Source organism: Enterovibrio calviensis DSM 14347 (assembly GCF_000621165.1).
GTDB classification, from domain to species: Bacteria; Pseudomonadota; Gammaproteobacteria; order Enterobacterales; family Vibrionaceae; genus Enterovibrio; species Enterovibrio calviensis.
On sequence record NZ_JHZA01000016.1, the window covers coordinates 1 to 22,530 of the forward strand.

Annotated in this window: 18 protein-coding genes; 9 read left to right on the forward strand and 9 right to left on the reverse strand. The window is 47.9% G+C overall.

Annotated features, from left to right (window positions below):
* From Q365_RS25730 to Q365_RS0113350, 6 genes are all read left to right on the forward strand, one after another.
* Nucleotides 1-2,785 (forward strand): calcium-binding protein (locus Q365_RS25730; RefSeq protein WP_035025009.1); only part of this gene is annotated, 2,785 nt, incomplete at its 5' end.
* Nucleotides 2,786-2,858: 73 nt separating this feature from the next.
* On the forward strand, nt 2,859-5,039 hold the full coding sequence (locus Q365_RS0113330) for a type I secretion system permease/ATPase (RefSeq protein ID WP_028023807.1): 2,181 nt from the start codon (nt 2,859-2,861) through the stop codon (nt 5,037-5,039).
* Nucleotides 5,032-6,414 (forward strand): HlyD family type I secretion periplasmic adaptor subunit, encoded by a 1,383-nt coding sequence (locus tag Q365_RS0113335; protein WP_028023808.1) that lies wholly within the window; start codon nt 5,032-5,034, stop codon nt 6,412-6,414. Before Q365_RS0113330 ends, Q365_RS0113335 begins: the two co-directional genes overlap by 8 nt.
* A 20-nt stretch (nt 6,415-6,434) precedes the next feature.
* The gene (locus tag Q365_RS0113340; protein ID WP_028023809.1) at nt 6,435-7,838 is read left to right on the forward strand and encodes a TolC family outer membrane protein; all 1,404 of its coding nucleotides are present in this window, start codon (nt 6,435-6,437) and stop codon (nt 7,836-7,838) included.
* Nucleotides 7,838-8,431 (forward strand): OmpA family protein, encoded by a 594-nt coding sequence (locus Q365_RS0113345; protein ID WP_028023810.1) that lies wholly within the window; start codon nt 7,838-7,840, stop codon nt 8,429-8,431. The genes Q365_RS0113340 and Q365_RS0113345 overlap by 1 nt, the downstream gene beginning before the upstream one ends.
* Nucleotides 8,432-8,555: 124 nt before the next feature.
* The gene (locus Q365_RS0113350; RefSeq protein WP_028023811.1) at nt 8,556-10,523 is read left to right on the forward strand and encodes an EAL domain-containing protein; all 1,968 of its coding nucleotides are present in this window, start codon (nt 8,556-8,558) and stop codon (nt 10,521-10,523) included.
* Nucleotides 10,524-10,559: 36 nt separating this feature from the next.
* Here Q365_RS0113350 and rimI read toward each other — a convergent pair whose 3' ends face one another.
* From rimI to ubiT, 4 genes are all read right to left on the reverse strand, one after another.
* Nucleotides 10,560-11,006: a ribosomal protein S18-alanine N-acetyltransferase gene (gene rimI / locus Q365_RS0113355; RefSeq protein ID WP_028023812.1), complete on the reverse strand. Its 447-nt coding sequence runs from the start codon at nt 11,004-11,006 to the stop codon at nt 10,560-10,562.
* Nucleotides 10,996-11,391, reverse strand: a complete 396-nt coding sequence (locus tag Q365_RS0113360; RefSeq protein WP_028023813.1) for a DNA polymerase III subunit psi — start codon at nt 11,389-11,391, stop codon at nt 10,996-10,998. The genes rimI and Q365_RS0113360 overlap by 11 nt, the downstream gene beginning before the upstream one ends.
* A gap of 185 nt (nt 11,392-11,576) precedes the next feature.
* A complete protein-coding gene (locus Q365_RS0113365) occupies nt 11,577-12,080 on the reverse strand; it encodes a GNAT family N-acetyltransferase (RefSeq protein ID WP_028023814.1) in 504 nt (167 codons plus the stop codon).
* Nucleotides 12,064-12,591 (reverse strand): ubiquinone anaerobic biosynthesis accessory factor UbiT, encoded by a 528-nt coding sequence (gene ubiT, locus Q365_RS0113370; RefSeq protein WP_028023815.1) that lies wholly within the window; start codon nt 12,589-12,591, stop codon nt 12,064-12,066. Before ubiT ends, Q365_RS0113365 begins: the two co-directional genes overlap by 17 nt.
* Before the next feature lie 351 nt (nt 12,592-12,942).
* Between ubiT and Q365_RS0113375 the strand changes: the two genes are divergently transcribed.
* The 3 genes from Q365_RS0113375 to Q365_RS0113385 all read left to right on the forward strand — a co-directional run bounded on the left by Q365_RS0113375 (nt 12,943) and on the right by Q365_RS0113385 (nt 17,111).
* Nucleotides 12,943-14,991 (forward strand): sensor domain-containing protein, encoded by a 2,049-nt coding sequence (locus Q365_RS0113375; RefSeq protein ID WP_028023816.1) that lies wholly within the window; start codon nt 12,943-12,945, stop codon nt 14,989-14,991.
* A gap of 243 nt (nt 14,992-15,234) precedes the next feature.
* Nucleotides 15,235-16,230 (forward strand): ubiquinone anaerobic biosynthesis protein UbiU, encoded by a 996-nt coding sequence (gene ubiU / locus Q365_RS0113380; RefSeq protein ID WP_028023817.1) that lies wholly within the window; start codon nt 15,235-15,237, stop codon nt 16,228-16,230.
* A gap of 11 nt (nt 16,231-16,241) precedes the next feature.
* Nucleotides 16,242-17,111: a U32 family peptidase gene (locus Q365_RS0113385; protein WP_028023818.1), complete on the forward strand. Its 870-nt coding sequence runs from the start codon at nt 16,242-16,244 to the stop codon at nt 17,109-17,111.
* Between the two features lie 99 nt (nt 17,112-17,210).
* Here the strand turns inward: Q365_RS0113385 and nlpI are convergent, their stop codons facing one another.
* The 5 genes from nlpI to rbfA all read right to left on the reverse strand — a co-directional run bounded on the left by nlpI (nt 17,211) and on the right by rbfA (nt 22,500).
* Nucleotides 17,211-18,116, reverse strand: coding sequence for a lipoprotein NlpI (gene nlpI / locus Q365_RS0113390; protein WP_028023819.1), 906 nt, complete (start codon nt 18,114-18,116; stop codon nt 17,211-17,213).
* 74 nt (nt 18,117-18,190) lie between these two features.
* Entirely contained in the window at nt 18,191-20,320 is a 2,130-nt protein-coding gene (gene pnp / locus Q365_RS0113395; protein ID WP_028023820.1) for a polyribonucleotide nucleotidyltransferase, read from the reverse strand.
* A 421-nt stretch (nt 20,321-20,741) separates the two neighbouring features.
* A complete protein-coding gene (gene rpsO / locus Q365_RS0113405; RefSeq protein WP_017008791.1) occupies nt 20,742-21,011 on the reverse strand; it encodes a 30S ribosomal protein S15 in 270 nt (89 codons plus the stop codon).
* Between the two features lie 143 nt (nt 21,012-21,154).
* On the reverse strand, nt 21,155-22,102 hold the full coding sequence (truB, locus tag Q365_RS0113410; RefSeq protein WP_028023821.1) for a tRNA pseudouridine(55) synthase TruB: 948 nt from the start codon (nt 22,100-22,102) through the stop codon (nt 21,155-21,157).
* The gene (gene rbfA, locus Q365_RS0113415; RefSeq protein WP_028023822.1) at nt 22,102-22,500 is read right to left on the reverse strand and encodes a 30S ribosome-binding factor RbfA; all 399 of its coding nucleotides are present in this window, start codon (nt 22,498-22,500) and stop codon (nt 22,102-22,104) included. Before rbfA ends, truB begins: the two co-directional genes overlap by 1 nt.
* Nucleotides 22,501-22,530: the final 30 nt, after the last annotated feature.

Consider the following 22,530-nt stretch of genomic DNA (forward strand, 5'->3'; position numbering starts at 1 on the left):
CCCGGCAGCAGAAGATGTCCTCACCTCCCTGGCACTGGGCAGCAACACCGCCAACGAAGCCACCGCAGACAGTGACTACATCAACACCATCTGGGTACAGACCGGTAACGTCAACGCCCCCGGCAATGGCTGGGTGCAATACACTGGCAGCCTCACCCTGCCGAAGGACGGCTCGGCCATCAATGTCCGCGTGGAAGTCAAAGACGACATTGAAACTGAAAGCAATGAAGTGGTCACCCTGACCGCCACCACCACGAGCAACCAGGTCAACGGTAAGACCGACAGCGACACCGCCACCATCACCGACGACCAGGTCGGCGGCCCGCCAGGCGTGGATGAGGAGGCCCCGAACCTGTTGGTGCTAAATGGCAACACCGTGGAAGAAGCGGATGACGTCTACCTCACCTATCAGGTCAAACTCAGTGGCCCGGCAGCAGAAGATGTCCTGACCAAACTCTCACTCGGCAGCGATGCCGCCAATGAAGCCACCGCCGACAGCGACTACATCAACACCATCTGGGTGAAGCTGGGCAGCGACAGTGACGTAAACCAAGGCTGGGTCAAATACACTGATGCCGGTATCACCCTGCCGAAAGACGGCTCGGCCATCAATGTCCGCGTGGAAGTCAAAGACGACTTTGCTGTTGAGAATGACGAAATCGTAACGTTAAAAGCGACCACAACAAGCAAACAAATTAACAGCAAAACAGATTCTGATACGGCAACCATCCAAGATGAAACAGAGAAAGGTCCTGAAGACCAGGTTTATGCTGTTCTAGTGCCGGGGTCTACAGCAGAAGAAGGTAGTGGTAAAAAGCTAATCTTTACAGTCAAGCTGGTCGATCACTTGGGCAATGCTGTCATTGTTCCATCAGGCAAAGAAGTGACCGTTAACTTGAAGTGGGGAGCCGGTGAAGCAACAGATGATGATTTTGTTTCTACTCGCCCTGACACGATTAAAATCTCTGGTGGGGAATCGGAGTACCCAATTGAGCTCGAGATTAAGGATGACTTCTGGCATGAGAACGATGATGCAGTAGTTGTTGAAATTGAGAACATTTCACAAACAGAAGACACCTTTGAGTTACCAATCTTGGAAGCTCGTTTGGAAAATGATAAACCAAGAGCCGGAGACAGCACGACTACGGGTTACATAGCTGACGACAAAGACACCATCAACACTTCAATTAGCTTCGTCTCAAAAGATGATGAGGCTGGCGGTGACGACGAAAGTAACGGCTCAAATGGTCAAGGTCATGACAAAAACAACGGTCAAGGTCATGAGAATCATCAGGGTGAAGGCAAAGGCCATGATAAGAAACACGACCACGATGATGATTCTGCAGGTAGCTTCGTCATCAGCCTGACTTACCCTTCTTGGGATGATCCTGATGTCCAACTACCACTAACTCACATAGATAAGCGTTATGTGGAAGTATCCGTTACAGCTACAGATCTCACTGGCTCGTATGAAATATATGATGCTAAGTCTGAGACCTGGATTGCGCTTCCAACGACAAGCAAGATCTATGTCGCAATTGGCTCAGGCGAGCACACTGGAGAGCTTGAGGTTAGAAATGCTTCCGGTGAGGGAAGTTCAAGTGGCGTTTCAATAACCGCTACAGTAGTAAATGTTTGGGGTGTTAAGGAAACTGAAGCTGGCGAGGAACTGTTCAAACTTTATGAAGATATCAAACCTAGCTCTGCCGACGTAGATGTTTCAAGTGGGCCAACTTTCGAACCAATCAACTCAGGCGTGGATGCTCTATATGGCTTAGACCCTAGCGGCTATCCTGGCACTGTTGGCGACGGCCATTTAGCATCAGGAATTCTCATCGACGGGAAAATCTTTGGCCGAGGTTTTGTAACTGTAGAAGAACTAGTGCATAAATTATCAGAAGGTAATGTTATCAACTCAGGGGCAGGAAACGATCACATCGAGGCAGGTAAAGGCAATGATACTATTTATCTGGGTGAATCTGCTTATGCTGATAAAGACTCCGATGGTGTATTTGACCCATATAGATACGATTCAACGGATACTGGTCAAACCTCTGTTACACGTGAATTTGTATTCAGTGAAATAGGAACTATTCACAACGACAACTCCGGTACTTATCTTGAAGGTGACGGTTTCATGAATAACTATACGTCATACAGTTGGCTTGACGCAGGATCAGGCCAAGAAGGTAACGATACTATTCATGGACAAGCTGGCACAGATCTAATTTCAGGGGGCTCTGGCACCGACATCCTTTATGGTGGAACCGAAGATGACTTTATTCGAGGAGGTATTGGTGACGATAAAATCTTTGGCGGAACCGGTGACGATTATCTAAGAGGTGAAAAAGGTGATGATGATCTAACCGGTGGAGAAGGCAATGATGTATTTGTATTCAGCGTTTCAGATACTGAGGCTACATTCAACTTAAAGAATGAAATTGTTGACGAAAATTACAAAGATACAATCACCGATTTCAACACCTCTGAAGATAAAATTCATCTTTCTGATTTGGTGTCGAGTGAATCAAGTATTGAGTCAATGATCTCTGTTACGGAAGGTGATGACGGAACCCTTATTCTAAATCTAGATATCGATGGTGACGGTGATATAGAACAACACATTGTACTTAACAATATCGACTTTGAGGGCAGCAACACCTTAGTAATTAACACCTTGTACACCCAAGGTGGTAGCGATGTGTCTGGTACTTTGACCTTAACAAAATCTTCAGATATTGGTCCTGCTCCACAAATCACTGTTGATTTTGAAGAAACAAATTAAAGTGTCCTTTAGGCCTCTACCTATAGTTGAGGCCTGTTTTATTTTTGATTTTTACTTTTTAAGAGAGATCTAGGTGACAGAAGCAGCTATCGCTGAACGCAAACCGTCGCAGTGGCGCATTTCAGCGTCTACGCAGGCGGTTGACGACCCGTTGTTAGATTGCTTGGTCTTATTGACCGAGCACTATGGTTCACCGTGCTCTGGCGATGCCTTAACGGCAGGTTTACCCATGACAGATGCGTTGCTGACGGCGGATTTATTTCCGCAGGCGGCGGCGCGTGCGGGGTTAACCGCTAAGCTTTCGCGGCGCCAGTTAAAAGCGCTACCGAAACTTTTGTTACCCTGCATACTTCTTTTGACTGACAAAAGATCGTGTATCCTTCGAGAGATTAACGAAGATACAGGCATGGCTCTCATCCAAACCTCCGAGAACGGAGGCGAAGATGAAATCTCTTTAGCAGAGCTTGAGTCCATGTATGTGGGCTATGCCTTTTTGGTTAAGCGCCAATACCGCGGTGATTCCAGTGTCGATCTGCACCTGCACGACTCTAAAATCCATTGGTTCTGGCAAACCGTCAAAGACGCCTCGCCGATTTATCGGGATGCCATAATTGCTTCCGTTTTAGTCAATCTATTTGCTTTGGTGTCACCACTGTTTGTCATGAACGTTTATGACAAGGTTGTGCCTAATCTCGCCTTCGAATCACTGTGGGTGTTAGCGTCAGGTGCGCTTATCGCCTTCGCCTTTGACTTCCTCATGAAGAAAATGCGCTCTTACCTCATTGATATTGCTGGTAAGAAAATTGACATTATTGTGTCATCGCGCTTGTTCGCACGATTAATGGGTATCCCGTTAGAAAAGCGCGCCAAAAGTGTTGGCGGCATGGCGAAGCAATTGGGAGAGTTCGACGGTATCCGAGACATGCTAACGTCCGCGACCATTACTACCTTGGTCGATTTACCGTTTGCTGTGTTCTTCTTGTTTGTGATTTACCTGTTCGCAGGTGATTTAGCCGTCGTACCTGTTGTCGCAGGCATACTTATTTTGGGCTATGCCTTATTCGTACAACCTCGCCTTAAAGCCGCCATTGAAGAATCTAACAAGTACGCCAGCCAAAAACATGGCCATTTGATTGAAAGCCTCTCCGCCTTGGAAGGGATCAAAGCCAATGTCGCAGAAGGTATCGTACAAAAAAGCTGGCAACAGATGACGGCACATACCGCCAACTGGAACCTCAAGGTTAAACAAATCACCAACTCGGTGTCTTACTTTGCTTCCTTTGTAGTTCAAGTTACTTCCGTCGCAGTGGTCGTGCTGGGTGTTTACCGCGTTGCGGATGCCGCCATCAGTATGGGTGGCATCATCGCCGCCGTCATGCTGTCTAGTCGTGCTGTATCGCCGATGGCGCAGCTTGCAGGCTTAATGAGTCGCTGGAATCAAACCCAGTCGGGCATGCGTCAGCTGAATGCCATGATGGATCAAGAGGATGAATTTGCTGACAAAGGTCACCTGATAAGCCGCAAGCGCCTAAAAGGTGATATCTATGCCGACAACATTGGTTTCAGCTACCCAGAATCAGAGAAGCCGGCACTTCATCCCACCAACTTTACGATAAAAGCCGGTGAGAAAATTGCCATTTTGGGCAAGAACGGAACCGGAAAAAGCACACTGATCCGAATGCTCGCCGGGCTTTACCAGCCTAGCGCTGGCAGTCTGCGTTTTGACGGGATCGAGGCTAAACAAATACACCCAGCAGATCTACGCCGCAATGTGGGTTATTTGGCGCAAGATGTCACACTTTTCCACGGTACTATTCGTGAAAATATTATGTTTGGGACACGTCAAGTTACCGAGCATCAATTGATCCGCTCTACACAGCTTTCTGGTGTGGGGATTTTCACTTCTCAAGATAGCGAAGGTTTAGATAAGCAAGTCGGCGAACGAGGAGAGACACTGTCTCGTGGTCAACGACAATCGGTCGCTCTCGCACGCGCCTTATTGAATGATCCACCTTTGTTGATCATGGATGAGCCAACGGCCAGTTTAGATGCTCACGCAGAAAACCAATTTATTCATTCCATGAAGTTCGCTGCCAAAGATCGCACCTTGGTAATGATCACACACAAAATGGCACTACTCCAACTCGTTGACCGCGTCATTGTGATGGACAAAGGCCGTATCGTCATGGATGGACCAAGAGACAAAGTTCTAGAGCGTTTAAACAGTGGTAGCGCCGGAGGACAGAATGACTAACACGTTAAAGCGCCACGATCTTGAAATGACGGACGATGTGTATGGCGCCATGCTTACTGACGCCCCGCTGCGCTATCGCATCGTTATCTGGGGAGTGTTTGCATTTTTTTCTGTGATGCTGGTTTGGTCCAATTTCGCCTCGTTAGATCGCATGACCCGAGGGGAAGGAAAGGTTATTCCATCTTCTCAAGTTCAGCTCATCCAAAGCCTTGATGGCGGTATTCTTCAAGCCATGTACGTGCAAGAAGGCCAGCTTGTTCAGCAAGGTGAACCACTTGCGCGCATTGATGACACTCGCTTTCGCTCCGACTTGGCGCAACAAGAAGAGGAAGTGTCTAGTCTTCGCGCCAATATCATTCGTATGCAAGCAGAGCTTGGCAGCATCACGCTAAAACCGACCGCGCCTAACTGGAGGGAACAGATTCAGATCGTCATATCTCCTCTGGAATTTCCGGTCGCATTAGCAAGCGAAGAGCCCGACTTGATTGCAGGACAGCGTCAGGAGTATGAGGGTCGCTTACTCGACTTGAAAAACCGACTAGAAATACTGGCTCGTCAAATTCAGCAAAAACAGCAAGAACGACAAGAAATCGATTCAAAACTTCGAACGCTGTCAGACAGCTATGGACTGATCAGCCGCGAGTTGAAAATAACCGTCCCTCTGGCCAAAAAAGGCATCGTGTCAGCTATCGATTTGCTCAAGCTTGAGCGTCAAGTTAATGACCTAAAAGGCGAGCTCGAGTCATTGCGTTTGATGCAACCAAAAATTAAATCCACCGTCGATGAAGCGATTTTAAAACGTCGAGAGGCCGTGCTGTCTTTTAACAACGAGACTCGCTCAAAAATGGGTGAACTGGAATCACGCCTATCTCGATTAACGCAGGCGCAAGTAGGTTCACAAGACAAAGTCGACAAGGCGGTCATTACCGCCCCGGTGACTGGCACTATTAAAACGATTCATATCAATACATTAGGCGGCGTGGTTCAGCCTGGTATTGATTTGATCGAAATCGTTCCCGCGGAAGATAAATTGCTTATCGAGGCAAAGATTGCCCCCAAAGATATTGCCTTCCTGCATTCGGGACTTCCCGCTGTTGTCAAAGTCACAGCATATGATTTCACCCGATATGGCGGGCTGAACGGCACGCTTGAACATATCAGTGCTGATACGACTCAGGACGAAGAAGGAAACAGTTTCTATTTGGTTAGGATCCGAACAGAAAAATCCAGTTTAGAAAAAAAGGATGGCGGTGAATTGCCCATTATCCCAGGAATGTTGACATCCGTGGACATCATCACAGGGAAACGGACAGTTCTGGAGTACTTGCTCAATCCGATTTTAAGGGCAAAAGAATCGGCGCTAAGAGAGCGCTAATAATAATCAAGGAGAGAGACATGAAAAACAGTGTTAGCCGAACGCTTAAAAAAAGCGTGGCAGCATTGGCAGTGGCTGCCGTATTGCTACCAACGTCAGTTGCTGCTCAATCACTCGAACAGGCAGTGGCTACAGCATTGGACACCCATCCTCAAATTCGTCAAGCATTCAACCGCTTCAAGGTGCGTGAAGAGCAGGTGAACCAAGCTTTTGCTGGCTACTACCCAACGATTGATTTCGATGCAGGGATAGGACGTGAATGGACTGAAAGTCCCTCAACCCGTCGAGATGCACAGACCTACAATGTAGACGACACGAAAGAGCTGACACGTCGCGAGATTGGTGTTTCACTTCGCCAGGTTTTATTTAGTGGTTTTCAAACCACCAACGAAGTAGAACGCAGCGAATATGAAGCCAGTGCCGAACAGTGGGCGCTATTTGCTTCTGCAGAAAATGTAGCACTTGAAGTCTCGCGTGCCTACTTAGAGTTTTTGCGCGCAAAACAAATCGTAGTACTTGCCGAACGTAACCTAGAAAGCCATCAGATTATTTTTGATCAGGTAAAACAAAAGACCGACTCTGGTTTGGGTTCTACTGCGGATCTCTCTCAGGTAACAGGCCGTCTTGCTCGTGCCCATTCCAACCTGATTTCATCAAAAAATAACCTTTCTGATGCCACGATCACTTACAAAAAGCTGGTCAGCATTGCACCGTCAGATACTCGTCTTCCCGTTCCCGATGCAGTCATGTTGCCGACGAGCCTGGAGCAAGCAATTGATATGTCTACGGTCGAGCATCCAACGTTGAAATCAGCGGGTAGCGATATCAATGCTGCCAGCGCACAGCGCGAATCAGCCAAAGGTAATTACTACCCACAGGTAACGTTTGATTTGTCTGCCGGTTGGGACGACAACCTCGATGGCACTGACGGTACAAGCCCGATTGGCGCAGATGTCGGCGGCAACAGTGATGAAGTTTTAGCCATGGTTCGTGTCAGCTATAACTTGTTCTCAGGTGGCGCAGATAGGGCAAGAGAGCGTGAAGCCGCCTACAGCATTAACGAATCCAAAGCGATTCAGCAAGAAGCGTATCGTGATGTCGTAGAAGGCACGACACTGGCTTGGAATGCTCGCGATTTCCTTAGCCAACAAATGACCTATCTTCGCCAGCATGTGGAATCAGCCATTGAAACGCGCAACGCCTATGAAGATCAGTTCAAACTTGGTCAACGTACGTTGATCGACGTACTTGATTCTGAAAATGAGCTTTTCCAAGCCCGCCGTGAATACCTCACTGCAGAATATGATGACTTAATTGCTCAATACCGATTACTAAACGCAACAGGTCAACTGCTCGACTCACTACGTATAACAACGCCAGAGGTATGGCTAGGTGAAGACGCTTACAAAGGAGGCGTTCAATAATGAATAAGCTCATTCTCTTAATTCCAGCCCTATTCTTGGCCGGCTGTGCCAACCAAGAGATTGTCACAATGCAAGACGCTTCTCCACAAGTGAGTGATTTGCGTGATCTTGACTATGATGGCGTTATCAAAGCACGTGAACTGTGCGATGAAACCCTCAGCGGTGCATCAGTCAATAACGACGGCTGTCCAAAAGACAAAACCGTCAAGCAAAGCTTTCGCCTAGACGTGAAGTTTGCCAATGACTCATCAAAACTCTTGCCGAGTAACTATGCGAAGCTCGAGCAGCTCGCTGCGTTTTTGGAAGAGCAAGACGGTGCAGTTGTAACCATTGAAGGCCACGCTAGTAAGGTCGGTAACCCTGCGTATAACTTAGCATTATCACAACGCCGTGCTGATGCGGTTGCCAATGCCTTGGTTGAAGATTTCGACATTCCCGCGTCACGTGTTGAAGCCATTGGTTATGGCGATACCGTGCCACTCATCGATGAAGAGTCTGAACTTGCTCACGAGACGAACCGTCGAGTGATGGCATCGCTTTCTGGCGAATACAGCACCACAGACATGAGATGGACCATCTTTACGTCTGAATAACTTTATTTCGCATGACCTTATGCGGCATAACTTTAGGGCGACCTAACGTTATATACACATAAGAGAATGGGCCAGCGCACAAGCGTGCTGGCCCATTTAATTCTGCGCTATCACGAGTTTTACTATGATAACGAAACGCCTTTCTCTACTTCAGGTTTACGTGTCAGCTGCATTGTTACTCGCGCTATTTATAGCGGGTCAGTTGTTCACCAATACCCATGAACAGCAGGCTAAGCTAGCGCAGCGCGCCGATGATGCCACACATCAACTCGTGCAAACGCTGCCAAAATTTATTGCATACTACGACACCGATTCGATCAGGCTTATCGTGAAAGCGATGCTGTCTGCCGAGCTGACATCGATAACACTGACCGATCAGATCACCTCAGAAGCCGCCACGTGGTCGTATGAAACACTTTCTGCGAACACCCGATCTGCGGATGAGATATCTACCCCCTTTTACTGGTTCTCTGCTCTGACACAGGTAACACCAATAGAGCGAACGGTTGAGCTAAAAAATGACGATACTGTTGTCGCCTCTCTCGTATTGGCCTTGTCACCCGCTAAAGCGAATCAACATGTCGCCGAGCACGTTTCCTCTTTGATAGCGAGCGCGAGCCTACTGACATTGGGGTTGTTATTCGTATTCACTCTTGTCAGTGAAAAGCACCGTCGCGCGATCCGCAGAGCCACATCAACAATCCATCAGTTGGCAGTACAAGACTTTTCCTCTCAAGAATCCTCGGCACAACGATCGGGATTGCCTCTCCTAGATAGCGCCATTGATAGTCTAGCTAAACAAGTGCAACGCCTGATTCAGTCGCTGAACAACGAGCTCAAAACACTGCACAACAGTATGATGTACGACGCAGTGTCCAGTCTTCCTAACCGCAAGTACTTCTCACACCAACTCAACAGTTGGATGGGTGAAGGTCATGACTCTCAGGGAGCGGTGTTTATCGCTAACATGGCATGGATGGATACAATTTATCGTCGCTACGGTTTCGCTGCGCGCGATGAAACTTGGTGCTTGTTGTCAAACTCACTGCAATCGGCACTCGGTAATCAAACCAATATTTGTATCGCCCGTATTAGCGAAACGGAAGTGGCGCTGCTGTTACCTGAACACAGCGAAGAGCAAAGCAGGCATTGCCTTCATACGTTGATCAGCACACTGAACAATGAAGTGACAATGGCAGGCTTTGATGCCAACGAAGGGTTCCACATTGGTGTGGTTCATGGCCATGGCGTCCCGAGTTCTCAGTTGATGTCTCTGGCAGATAACGCGATGCAGCGAGCCATTCAAATCAACGATGTGTTTGTCTTCAACCGTGGTTCAGAAGAACAAGTCATTGACCGCGAAACTTGGCGATTATTACTTACTGACACCTTGCGCGAAAAAACGATTCGTCTGCAATGGCAGCCGGTAAATACGTTGGATAACGCCAGCAGCGAGCCGTTTCATTATGAAGTATTCACGCAGGCATTGATCGAAAAACAGTGGCAATCGGCCGGTCGCATCATGCCGTATATTCAACTGTTCGCTAAAGGTATCGAGTTTGACAAAATCGTCATAGAGTCACTTATCGCTTTGCACAAATCGCAGCCGCTTGATACGCATATTGCACTCAACCTAACCGATGAAAGCTTGTCCAGTGAAGCGTTTACTCAATGGTTGATGCAGAAACTCAAAACCGCGCTACCTAGCGATAAAATATTTTTTGAAATCAGTGAAGCAAGTGCACGTAATAACTTAAAAGCCTGCATCACGTTTAGTGACAAAGTGCGGCATGTGGGGGCATTTGTCGGTGTGGACCACTTCGGTCGCTACTTGCAGGGCGTGGAATATCTAGCAAAACTTAAGCCTAGCTACGTCAAACTCGATCAAGCACTTAGCCAAGAGCAAAGTAGTCAAAACCGTCTGTTTACTGAAACTTTAGCCAACATTGCGGATTCACTGGATATCACAGTGATTGCGACGGGGGTGAAAGACGAAGAAAGCAAACTGACGTTAAATCGAGAGTTTATCGACGCTTACCAAGGCTTTATTCACCCACCAACGGTGATTGCCTCACGAGAACAGGCTGTATAAATGGCATAAAAAAACCCGCTCAATGCGGGTTTTCTTTTACTCAAACCAGTAGCTCATGATCAGCGCGTCTTCCTTGCCACCATCTTTCGGGTAATACCCATAACGACGGTCGAACTCATTAAACTCCAGTGATTCATAAAGCTTAATTGCCGATTGGTTACTTTCTCGAACTTCTAACCACGCTTCTTGTGCATCAGCGCTACGCATACAAACAAGAAACTCATTTAACAACTGCTTACCGAAGCCTTTACCTTGATGCTGCGGCGCAACCGCAATGTTGAGCAGTGATGCCTCTCCCGCTACACATTGTGCAAAAAAGTACCCTACCACCTCATTATCCATAACCAGAACGCGGTTACATCCAAATTTGGTCGGTGGCTTCCTCAATAGGCTTTCAGCCCAAGGATGGCTATGAGCCGCTCGTTCAATGGCGACGACCGAGTCTAACCACGCATCATCCATCGAGAGAAATTCAGTTTTCATAACGTTTGATTTGTTTCCATAACGCCTTTTTGGCGTCTTGATCATCATTAAGTATCGAGAGTGCTGGCGAGGAAAGTGAATTAACGCCTGATAATGTCTGTACTGACACACCCGCAAACCAACACCAATTCAATGAATGCTCGCCGAGGTTGGCCACGGCTCTTGAGGGCAAACTCAGCGCCTGTTCAGGGGACAGCTTCATACTGGCTAGGATTTTCCCAAACAACCAAGCATCTTGCACACTCAACTCGGCATCACTCACAAACAAGAGTTTACACGACGAAGGTAACGCTATGGCCTTGTCCGCATTGTTTGGAAACAAGTCAGGACGCTTAACGTCCCATACCGTGATCCCCATTTCTTTGAGTCGCTGTAAATCGTTCATGGCACCACGAATATCAAAATATGAACCAAGAGAATATGCGATGCATCCTAACAAACTTCTGCGGGTATCGGAATGAACTCACTAACGTAACTCTACTCTTCCCCTAACGGTCCACTCTCGAAGCGAGTCTGGAAAACGAAAAGAGCAGCCTCTGGCTGCTCTTTATAACCACATAACGCTGAAAATTATAGCTCGTCGAACTCTGGGCAGTAATCCACTAGCCCTTGCAATGAATCAAATGCGCCATCAATCAATTCGATCGCCATAAATGCTTCGGCAGGCACATCCCACTTACAGTGGAAACCAAAGCTATCGGCCGCCATGAAGCCCAATCGAGAATAGTACGCTGAATCACCTAACACCACACACGCGGGGTAGCCAAACTCACAAAGTATTTCAAAACCTTCTTTGATGAGCGCCGCCGCGATTCCCTGCTTACGATAATCGGGGTGAACACAAACGGGGGCTAATCCTTGCACGCCAGTGTCTTGTCCACCAATGGTGACAGGGCTAAACATCGCATGAGCCACAACTTTGCCTTCGTCGGTGCAAGCCACCAATGACAAGGTGTTGTGCCCATTTTCGCGCAATGACATCACCAACTTCGCCTCTGCGGGGGTTGGGAACGCTTTTTTTACCAACCGGTCGATAGGAAGAAGATCGGCGGGTGCTTCAGATCTTATGAGCATAGTGCGCCTCATCAGCAGTGGCAGGTGTTTGCAGGCCTTTTTGAACGAACGCTGCTAACGAAAACAAACCTTGGCGAAGTAGAGCTGGCAATGAATCCAGATCCACACTGTCCATCAAGTTTTTGACTTCCAAACCAAGTTCAGTGTCACCTTCAATTAACAAACGACGCTGAAAAAATAACGTGTCTGGGTCTTCTTTACGCGCTGCGATTAAAATCATGTCATTGAGATCGCCGCTAAATCGCACATCAGGCGTTTCGATATCTTGCCTGACAACGAGTTTTTCATTATCAAAGCTGATGTAACTTTTAAACCCGATGTCACGAACATGCACTTCCAACCAGCGATTCTCAAGGAACTCAAATTCGCCATCATCCAATGCTTCACGAAACACGCGTTTTAGTGTCTCTAACATTAGCGCCTGCTGCGCTGCTGCTGGGACAAGTTTAACGGGCAGTCTAAAAAATGAAGGTGCCTGTTGCACCAAGGTTGTATGGAGTTTGTTGAGCAAGGTAGTGTTCCAACGCTAAGGGTGCCGAAAGTATGCGTCATTGTATGCCATTGTGCCCCCCATAGATCATGCCTTGAATCAAAAAACTCGAAGCGCAACACTACGCCTTCGCAATTCCCATTGTTAGCCGCAGTAAACACCCCACCCAAATCATTCATCATCGCCGGCGTTACACCCCAATACATAATTGGTTTGAATGCGCAAAAGGCGGCATGGGTTCAATTAAGAGGTAAGCATGAGTAATTTGGTGACATATGTGTTTATAACGAAACACTCGCGTTATATAGTATTGGCTCAAATTTGGAGTTGAAGTAGGAAATAGCTTCGCTAGCTTGGATGTATGGAGCCTAAATGCCAATTGAGCAACTAACCTATTGGTTTTCGCGCCTAACTCATAACAGCCCTTTCCTTTTTGCCGTGCTTGATAAAAATCATCATTATCTTTGGGTCAGCCAGCGGTATTGTGAAATTAGCGGATTAGATCAAAATGAATTGGTCGGCAAACAGGATTCAGACATTCTCGGTCTTGGCTTTTATGAGGCGCTGTCACCTCACTATCAACGTGCTTTCAGTGGAGAACACTCGGAAGGCGAAATAGTGCTCAACGACGGTATCCATGACTCCAGTTTTCACTTCAGTGTATCTCCTCTCGCCAGCAATGAGTGGCCGGAAGGCGCGATCATTTTCCATGCTGCAGATACCTCAGAAAGACAAGTTTTAACCAGTGCGTTGGAATCGTCAGAAGACCGCTTTAGCAACCTTTGCCAATTGGTCGGAGAAGGGTGCTGCGTCCTAGATGACGGTATCGTGCTCAGCGCCAACCATCATGCTGTCAGCATGCTAGGTTTTGACAACCCAAATGAAATTTTAGGTGAGGACATCGAAAACCTGCTGGCAAGCCCAGTTAAGGGCCAATCAGTGGTCGCCTCTCTCACCAATCTGGGGGCTGGACAGCAACTGGTGTGTCATGCCAGTAAAGCAAATGCCAACAACAAGCCCTTAAACGTCTCTTATGGGTCCGTCAATATATTGGGTGGCAGTGGTGCACTGATTACGCTATCGCACACGGTTGCCGTTTCTGACCATCAGCAAACCATTGAAAAATTGGCGCAGTTTGACGCATTAACAAGCCTGTATAATCGACATGGATTTTCACGCCGTCTCGAACAGCTCATCGCCAGTGATACACCTCTATTGATGTTGTATCTCGACGTCGATAACTTTAAAAACATTAACGATTCGCTCGGGCATCACATTGGTGATCGCGTGCTGCAAGAGATAGCCCAACGTCTTCGTCGCCATTTACCTTCAGAAACCATATTGGGTCATCTGGGTGGTGATGAGTTTGCGGTTCTCTTGCCAGAGCAAAATAGTGATGAAACAGCGACTGAGCTCGCCAATAAGATCGTTGAAGTCATCAGTCAGCCATTTGATCTCTACCATTTCAGTAAATACCTTGCCTGTTCAATCGGCTCCGTTAAATTCCCTGGAGACGGTAAGGACGCACGAAGTCTTTTGCAGAATGCGGATACGGCGATGTACGAAGCCAAAGAGCAAGGCCGTAACCGCGTTGTCACATACAATCAGCACATGAACAAAGAAGCGCGCATGCGCCTTTGGTTAGAAATAGAACTTCAGAAAGCGCTGCAAAATAATGGGCTAGAAGTTTGGTATCAACCCAAAGTCAACGCAAAGGACTACACCATTAATGGTGCGGAAGCCTTGGTGCGCTGGAAACACCCCGTCGAAGGTTATATCAGTCCTGCACGCTTCATTCCTGTTGCGGAGCGTTCAGGTATGATTGAACTACTTGGTCGAAACGTCATGCGTGAAGTCTTTCAAGCGGTACGTCGTTGGCAGGGTCTCAAAGTACTACCTGGGCGCGTAGCCATTAACTTGTCACCACAGCAATTTCGTAACCCGAACCTAACAGGACACATGAAAAAGCTTCAGGCTGCGACCCAAGCCGACCCTTCGCTTATCACTTTTGAGCTGACAGAAAGTGCCGTGATGAACGATGGCGACCATGCTATTCAAATGCTGAACGCCATTAAAGATCTTGGCTTTGCACTATCTATCGATGATTTTGGTACCGGCTACTCATCACTGTCATACCTCGCTAAGTTTCCGCTTGATGAATTGAAAATCGACCGGGCGTTTATCTGCGATATGGAAATCTTCCCTAAGCAGGTCACGTTAATTGAGAACATCATTAACCTGGGCCGCTCATTGAACATGTCTGTCGTGGCTGAAGGGGTTGAGACGGGAAAACAAGCCAGCGTTCTCGGTAACTTAAAATGCGACACCATTCAAGGCTTTCACTTCTACAAACCCATGCCGAGAGCTGAATTTGAAGCGCTGCTTGTTAACAACCGCAAGGCCATAAAAGCCGCGTCCTAATATCTATTGGCGCAGGTTATGCGCCAACTTATACCCAAGCAACCTGAAGATGCTCGATTTCAGAGGCCTTCAGGTTGTTTGGGTATATATCCCCTAGTAATACATCCTCAATTGCCTTTCGTTTCTTCATTTGTTTAACCAAACCTGCCCCACATCAATGCCACGGGGCATGACTGTGCCTAAAATCCCGACTCTACGCTCAAATTCATAGCCAGATGCTGACCACGCGATGTGGGGATATTTATGGAATTGCTTTGCCCTGCGGGAAATCTTCCTGCGCTGAAAACGGCCATTGATAATGGCGCCGATGCCGTATACATCGGGTTCAAAGATGGCACGAATGCTCGCCACTTTGCAGGTCTAAACTTTGATGGCAAAAAGCTCGAGAAGGCCGTCTCCTATGTTCATGACAGGAACAAACACCTTCATGTTGCGCTAAATACCTTTGCGCACCCTGATGGCTTTACTCGTTGGACGGATGCCGTTGATGCCGCCGTTGATCTCGGCGTCGATGCGCTGATCATTGCCGATCTTGCGGTACTTGATTATGCCGCGAAAAAACACCCTGACATGGAAATACACCTGTCAGTGCAAGCATCAGCCACCAACAGTGCCGCCATTGATTTCTATCGTGACCACTTCAACGTCAAACGCGTTGTCTTGCCTCGCGTATTGTCTATGCATCAAGTGAAGCAGCTTTCTCGCACCACAGATGTCGATCTCGAAGTGTTTGCTTTTGGTAGCCTTTGCATCATGTCCGAAGGTCGTTGTTACCTGTCGTCATATCTGACGGGTGAATCTCCAAACACGGTAGGCGCATGTTCTCCGGCCAAATATGTTCGCTGGCAGGAAACGCCACAAGGGCTTGAATCTCGTCTCAATGATATTTTGATCGACCGCTACAAAGCGGGGGAAAACGCAGGGTATCCAACCCTGTGCAAAGGCAGGTTCGTGACTGACGGCGAACCTTTCCACGCACTGGAAGAGCCTACTAGCTTGAACACGCTGTCAATTCTCCCTGAACTTTTCGCTGCCAATATCGCTTCGGTGAAAATCGAAGGTCGTCAACGCAGCCCTGCTTATGTTGAGCAAGTCACTCGCACATGGCGCCAAGCTATTGATAGCTATCAGCGTAATCCAGATGCCTATGACGTGCTTCCGCAATGGAACCAGTGCTTGGACAGTGTCTCTGAAGGCGCACAAACGACACTCGGTGCTTATCACCGTAAATGGCAGTAAGAGGAGCTTCCATGAAATACTCACTTGGCCCACTACTCTATTTCTGGCCAAAACAAGACGTTGAGAGCTTCTATCAACGCGCCGTCGACAGCGACGCAGACATTGTCTACTTGGGTGAAACCGTGTGCTCTAAACGCCGTGAAGTGCGTTTGGGCGATTGGATGGAACTTGGTCGCGAACTCGCAAAAAGCGGCAAGCAAGTGGTGCTTTCAACCATGGCATTGCTCGAAGCCCCGAGCGAAGTGAAGGTGATGCAAAACTACATCGACAATGGCGACTTCATCATTGAAGCCAACGATGTATCAGCCATTCAATTGGCGCATGAAAAACGACTTCCGTTTGTCGCTGGACCAGCACTTAACCTTTACAACGCACAGGCGCTTAACGTACTGCTGTCAAAAGGTATGACGCGCTGGTGCATGCCCGTAGAGCTTTCCCGCGAATGGCTACTCAAAGTGCTCGCTGAAGCGGAAGCGATGGGGATTCGTGATCGCTTCGAGGTTGAAGTGTTTTCATACGGTCACTTACCTCTAGCCTATTCAGCTCGCTGCTTCAGTGCGCGTGCTGAAAACCGCCCGAAAGACAAGTGTGAAACCTGCTGTATTAATTACCCGCAGGGTCTTGAGGTGAAAAGCCAAGAAGGCCAAGCCGTATTTACGCTAAATGGCATCCAGACTCAATCTGGTTACTGTTACGATCTCAGTGCCGATGTCACCTCAATGCAAGGTATTGTGGATGTCGCGCGTATTAGTCCGCAGGATATCAACTCTCTTGATGTCATTGCAGGGTTTAAGCGGGGCGAGCGCCAGGGCGCTGCGCAAACTCATCATTGCAATGGCTATTGGCACAGCATTGAAGGCATGGCGGTTCATTCGGCCTAACTGGCCTTAGCGCCAAACGCAAAAGAGCCGCAATCGCGGCTCTTCTTCTTCAACCGGTGAACTCAAAAGCAACGGTTGATCTCGACTCTTCAAGCAGAGTTAAGACACTGGCACCACGCGATTCAATTGCTGAGCAATGAGGCTTAACTCCAACATTGAGTAGCGATGCTCAACGAACTCATAGACGTTGCCAGCCATTGCGAGTTTATACAATGCAACCGCAGAGCCTAAGTCACCTTGGGATTGATAGCGTTTGGCCAGATAAAAGTACCCTTCACACAGTCGTTGCGCCAACTGGGCATTATCGGCACTCGATCTCATGATCTCTCTAAAGAACGCTTCTTCACTAATATCGTTGAGGTATAAGCGCGTAATCAGCCAACCCCAATCCTTTTTGTCAGACGCTTGGTAATGAGCCCGTAATGCTTGTGTCGCTGTTTCGGTACCCGACTTTTGCTGCTCAGCCAAGTACAGCCATATTGCGCGGTAAGGATCATTACCATCGTCTTTGTAATGCTTCAACAAATCTCGTACGGCAAGGTCATAACGACCGCCATAGTAAAGTGCAATGCCACGGTTTCGCTCAGCGTACTGATGGGTTTCATCCAACTCTAGCGTTGAATCAAAGGCTTCATAGGCTGCGTCATACATACCGCTTTGGGTAAAATACACACCCAGAATATTAAACACATCCGGTTGGGCTGGGTTGAAGGACAGTGAACGGTTGAAATCTAAACGAGCGAGATCACGCAGCCCGAGACTATCGTTGATTAAGCCGCGCTCGTAATAAATCTGTGCTCGGTCTTGCTCAGTAAGATCTTCTCTAAGCAGAATTTGATCTATTCGCGCCAACTGCACTTCCTGTTGCGTGGTTGACTGCAATGGCACAGCCATTGGCAAATAGTGCCAAGGTTGTGAGTTTTGCTTTGACGTTGAGGTCGCACAGCCAGAAAGCAGTAGCAACGAACTAACAATGGTCAACGGCAGCCATCTCATATTTCGCATGTGTGCGTATCTCCAGATAAAACAAAAGGGGGCATAGCCCCCTTTTTATACCGCGTTTAACGCGAGTGTGTCACTTATTCTGCGTCAGCTTCTGGCTGAGCGTCAGTTTCAACAGCAGGCGCTTGCTCTACTGCTTCTTTCATGCTTAGGCGGATACGGCCTTGACGGTCGATTTCCAGAACCTTAACTTGAACTTCCTGACCTTGCTCAACGTAGTCAGACACTTTCTCGATGCGCTTATCAGCCACTTGAGAAATGTGTACCAGACCTTCTTTGGTGCCGATAACAGACACAAAGCAACCGAAGTCAACGATGCGCGTTACTTTACCCGTGTAGATACGGCCTACTTCTACTTCAGCAGTCAGCGCTTCGATGCGTGCAATTGCTGCTTTCGCTTTCTCGCCGTCAGTTGCTGCGATCTTCACAGTACCGTCATCTTCGATTTCGATAGTTGTGTCAGTCTCGTCAGTCAACGCACGGATAACAGCGCCGCCTTTACCGATAACATCTTTGATCTTCTCTGGGTTGATCTTGATGGTGTGAATGCGTGGTGCGAATTCAGAGATATCGTCACGAGCTGCAGAGATTGCTTGGTCCATCACGCTAAGGATGTGCAGACGCGCGCCCTTCGCTTGGTTCAGTGCAATTTCCATGATCTCTTTAGTGATACCTTCGATTTTGATGTCCATCTGCAGCGCAGTAACACCATCATCAGTACCCGCTACTTTGAAGTCCATGTCGCCTAGGTGATCTTCGTCACCCAAGATGTCAGACAGAACAACGAAGTCGCTTTCTTCTTTCACAAGACCCATTGCGATACCCGCAACAGATTTCTTGATAGGAACACCCGCGTCCATTAGCGCAAGAGAAGTACCACATACAGACGCCATTGAAGACGAACCGTTAGATTCAGTGATTTCAGAAACCACACGAACGGTGTACGGGAATTCATCTTGTGAAGGCATTACTGCTGCAATACCACGCTTAGCCAGTTTACCGTGGCCGATTTCACGACGCTTAGGAGAACCAACGAAACCCGTTTCGCCTACACAGTATGGAGGGAAGTTGTAATGCAGTAGGAAGTTGTCAGTGCGCTCACCAGTGATTGAATCAATGATTTGTGCATCACGCTGCGTACCTAGGGTCGCAGTAACAAGAGCCTGAGTTTCACCACGAGTGAACAAAGAAGAACCGTGGGTACGTGGAAGTACACCAGTACGTACGTCTAGCGCACGAACCATGTCTTTTTCACGGCCATCGATACGTGGGTTACCCGCAATGATGCGGCCACGTACAACGTTCTTCTCAAGGCTGCCCAGCATGCCTTGGATTTCACGAACGTTCAGATCGTCATTCTCTTCGCTCATTTGAGCGATAACGCTTTGCTTGATTTCACCAACTTGTGCGTAACGCGCCATTTTCTCGGTGATTTGGTACGCTTCTACGAAACGTGCTTCAGCCAATTCTGCTACGCGAGCTTTACGCTCAGCATTAACAACTGGTGCAGCCCAATCCCAAGAAGGAGTGGCAACTTCAGCGGCGAACTCGTTGATTGCTTTGATAGCAACTTGTTGTTGGTCATGACCAAAAACAACCGCTTGTAGCATTTGTTCTTCGCTTAGACGGTCAGCTTCTGATTCAACCATCAGAACAGCGCCTTCAGTACCCGCGATAACCAGATCCAAACGGCTGCTTTCTAGTTCAGTGTTGCTTGGGTTCAATACCAACTGATCGTTGATGAAACCAACACGTGCAGCACCGATTGGGCCGTTAAATGGCAGACCTGAAATGGTCAGTGCCGCTGACGTTGCAAGCATTGCTACGATGTCAGGGTTAACGTCTGGGTTTACAGAAACCACAGTTGCGATAACTTGAACTTCGTTTTTGAAGCCGTCTGGGAATAGTGGACGGATTGGACGGTCGATCAGACGTGAAGTTAGTGTTTCGCCTTCTGAAGGACGACCTTCACGCTTGAAGAAACCACCAGGGATTTTACCCGCTGCGTAAGTACGCTCTTGGTAGTTAACCGTCAACGGGAAGAAGTCTTGACCTTCTACCGCGTCTTTTTTACCAACAACACTTACGAATACTGAAGTGTCGTCCATGCTAGCCATAACAGCTGCAGTTGCTTGACGAGCCATAACGCCAGTTTCCAGCGTTACGGTGTGGTTACCATACTGGAATGTTTTTACGATTGGATTCACGTGAAATTCCTTGTTTTATTTGCACTTACTTAGTGCGAGTCACTTTATTCTCAATGGCTTCACCAATCGCGACTAATGACAAAACTCAATAATTCTTCGTAAGAAGAAGACAGCAATAGAGTGTTCTCAATAGTCGCGACCTGATGGTCGACTTCGTAGACTGCGAAGCCAATGAAAGCGCCAATATTATATACCCAAACTGACGCAATATGCATGTTTCGGCAAGAATTACTGGGGTGATGCTCAAGGGTGAGTATTCATGCGGCTTTCAAGCAGAAGCGAAAACGTCGCAGCCAACACAAACCCGCAAACTCTCGAACAATAAGACTAGCCGACACACTGAAAAAGGCGGATACAAAAACGAGAAAAGGAGCCACTAGGGCTCCTTTTCGGTATGCGGTGCTTAAAAGCCAAAGGCTTATTAGCGACGCAGACCCAGACGCTTGATCAGCTCAAGGTAACGGTCAGCGTTTTTGCCTTTCAAGTAGTCAAGCAGTTTACGACGACGCGAAACCATGCGCAGTAGACCGCGACGGCTGTGGTGATCACCTTTGTGCTCAGCGAAGTGGCCTTGCAGGTGATTGATAGAAGCAGTCAAAAGCGCTACTTGAACTTCTGGAGAACCAGTGTCGTTAGTGCCTTGTGCGTATTCTGCAACGATTGCTGCTTTAGTTTCTGCATTCAGAGACATAGTCTATTCCTAAATGTAAAAGGTTATATTTGCGCCAGCCAATCTCTGATTCAGCCGACACCCGAGCGGCGGATTCTACAGCGCTTACCTCGAGAAGGCAATCGATATAGTCTCTACCAAATACTAATTTCCATTTGGGAAATTTATTGCTGACGGATCTTCACCAAACGTTTTGGTGCGATCAGGCCATCAGCGTCAATTTCACCCACACCAATGAAGGTGCGTTCTTCGCCCATCGTCATACGAACTTGGCCTTCAGTTGGCGCATTCGCCGCCTGAACAGCTTGTCCTTGCAAGACATAACTTGCAACGGTAGGCAAAATGTTCACTTCTTCCAAGTCCTGAACCGCAGAATCAAGAGGAAGTAGCAATGGATCAAGCAGTTCACGAGGCTGAACGCCTTGTTCACGTGCTTGTTCTAGCAATTCTTCGAGTTGCTCTAGCGTGACCATTTTCTCAACTGGGTAGCGAGATACACCGATACGGCGAAGTGCAGTAACATGCGCACCACAGCCTAGCATCTCGCCCAAATCGTCAACGATGGTGCGAATGTAAGTGCCTTTAGAACAATGCACTTCCATCTCAACTTCATCGCCTTCAAAGCGCAGTAGCGTGATTTCGAAAACGTTAATTTTACGCGCTTCACGCGGTACTTCGATACCAGCACGAGCGTATTCGTAAAGCGGTTTGCCTTCGAATTTCAACGCAGAGAACATAGATGGAACTTGCATGGTTTCGCCACGGAAACTTGCAATGAAACCTTCCAGTTGTTCTTGAGTCACGTTCACGTCACGCGTTTCAACCACTTCACCGTCTGAATCAGAGGTGTTGGTGCGCTCGCCCAACTTCGCGACAACCACGTAGCGCTTGTCTGAATCGAGCAAGAACTGAGAAAACTTAGTGGCTTCACCAAAACAAATTGGCAACATACCCGTCGCCAAAGGATCGAGTGCACCAGTGTGGCCCGCTTTTTCGGCAAAGAAAATGCGTTTCACTTGCTGCAATGCACCATTGGAAGTGATACCCGTTGGTTTGTCTAGTAGAACGATCCCATCAACTGGGCGTCCCTGACGACGAGGACGGCGACCCATTATTCTTTGTCTCCGTCATTGTCATCTTCTACATGGCGTTCTTCATCAGACTTCACAGCCTGGCTCACCAAGTTAGAAATGCGCATACCTTCAGTCAGTGATTGGTCAAACACAAAAATCACTTCAGGGGTAATACGTAGACGAATTGCTTTACCCAGCAATGTACGCACGTACCATGCTTGTTCATTCAATGCTTCCAGACCCGCTTCTGCTGTCTGATCGCCAGTCGTCAAAAAGGTCACGTGTACTTTTGCGTAAGCAAGGTCACGAGAAACATCAACGCCTGATACCGTTACCATGCTGATGCGCGGGTCTTTGATCTCGCGCTGCAGGATAAGTGCGACTTCTTTTTGCACTTGCTGCGATACACGCTGGGTACGGCTAAATTCTTTGGCCATAACTCTCTTCTCTCATAAAGAATGGGGGGA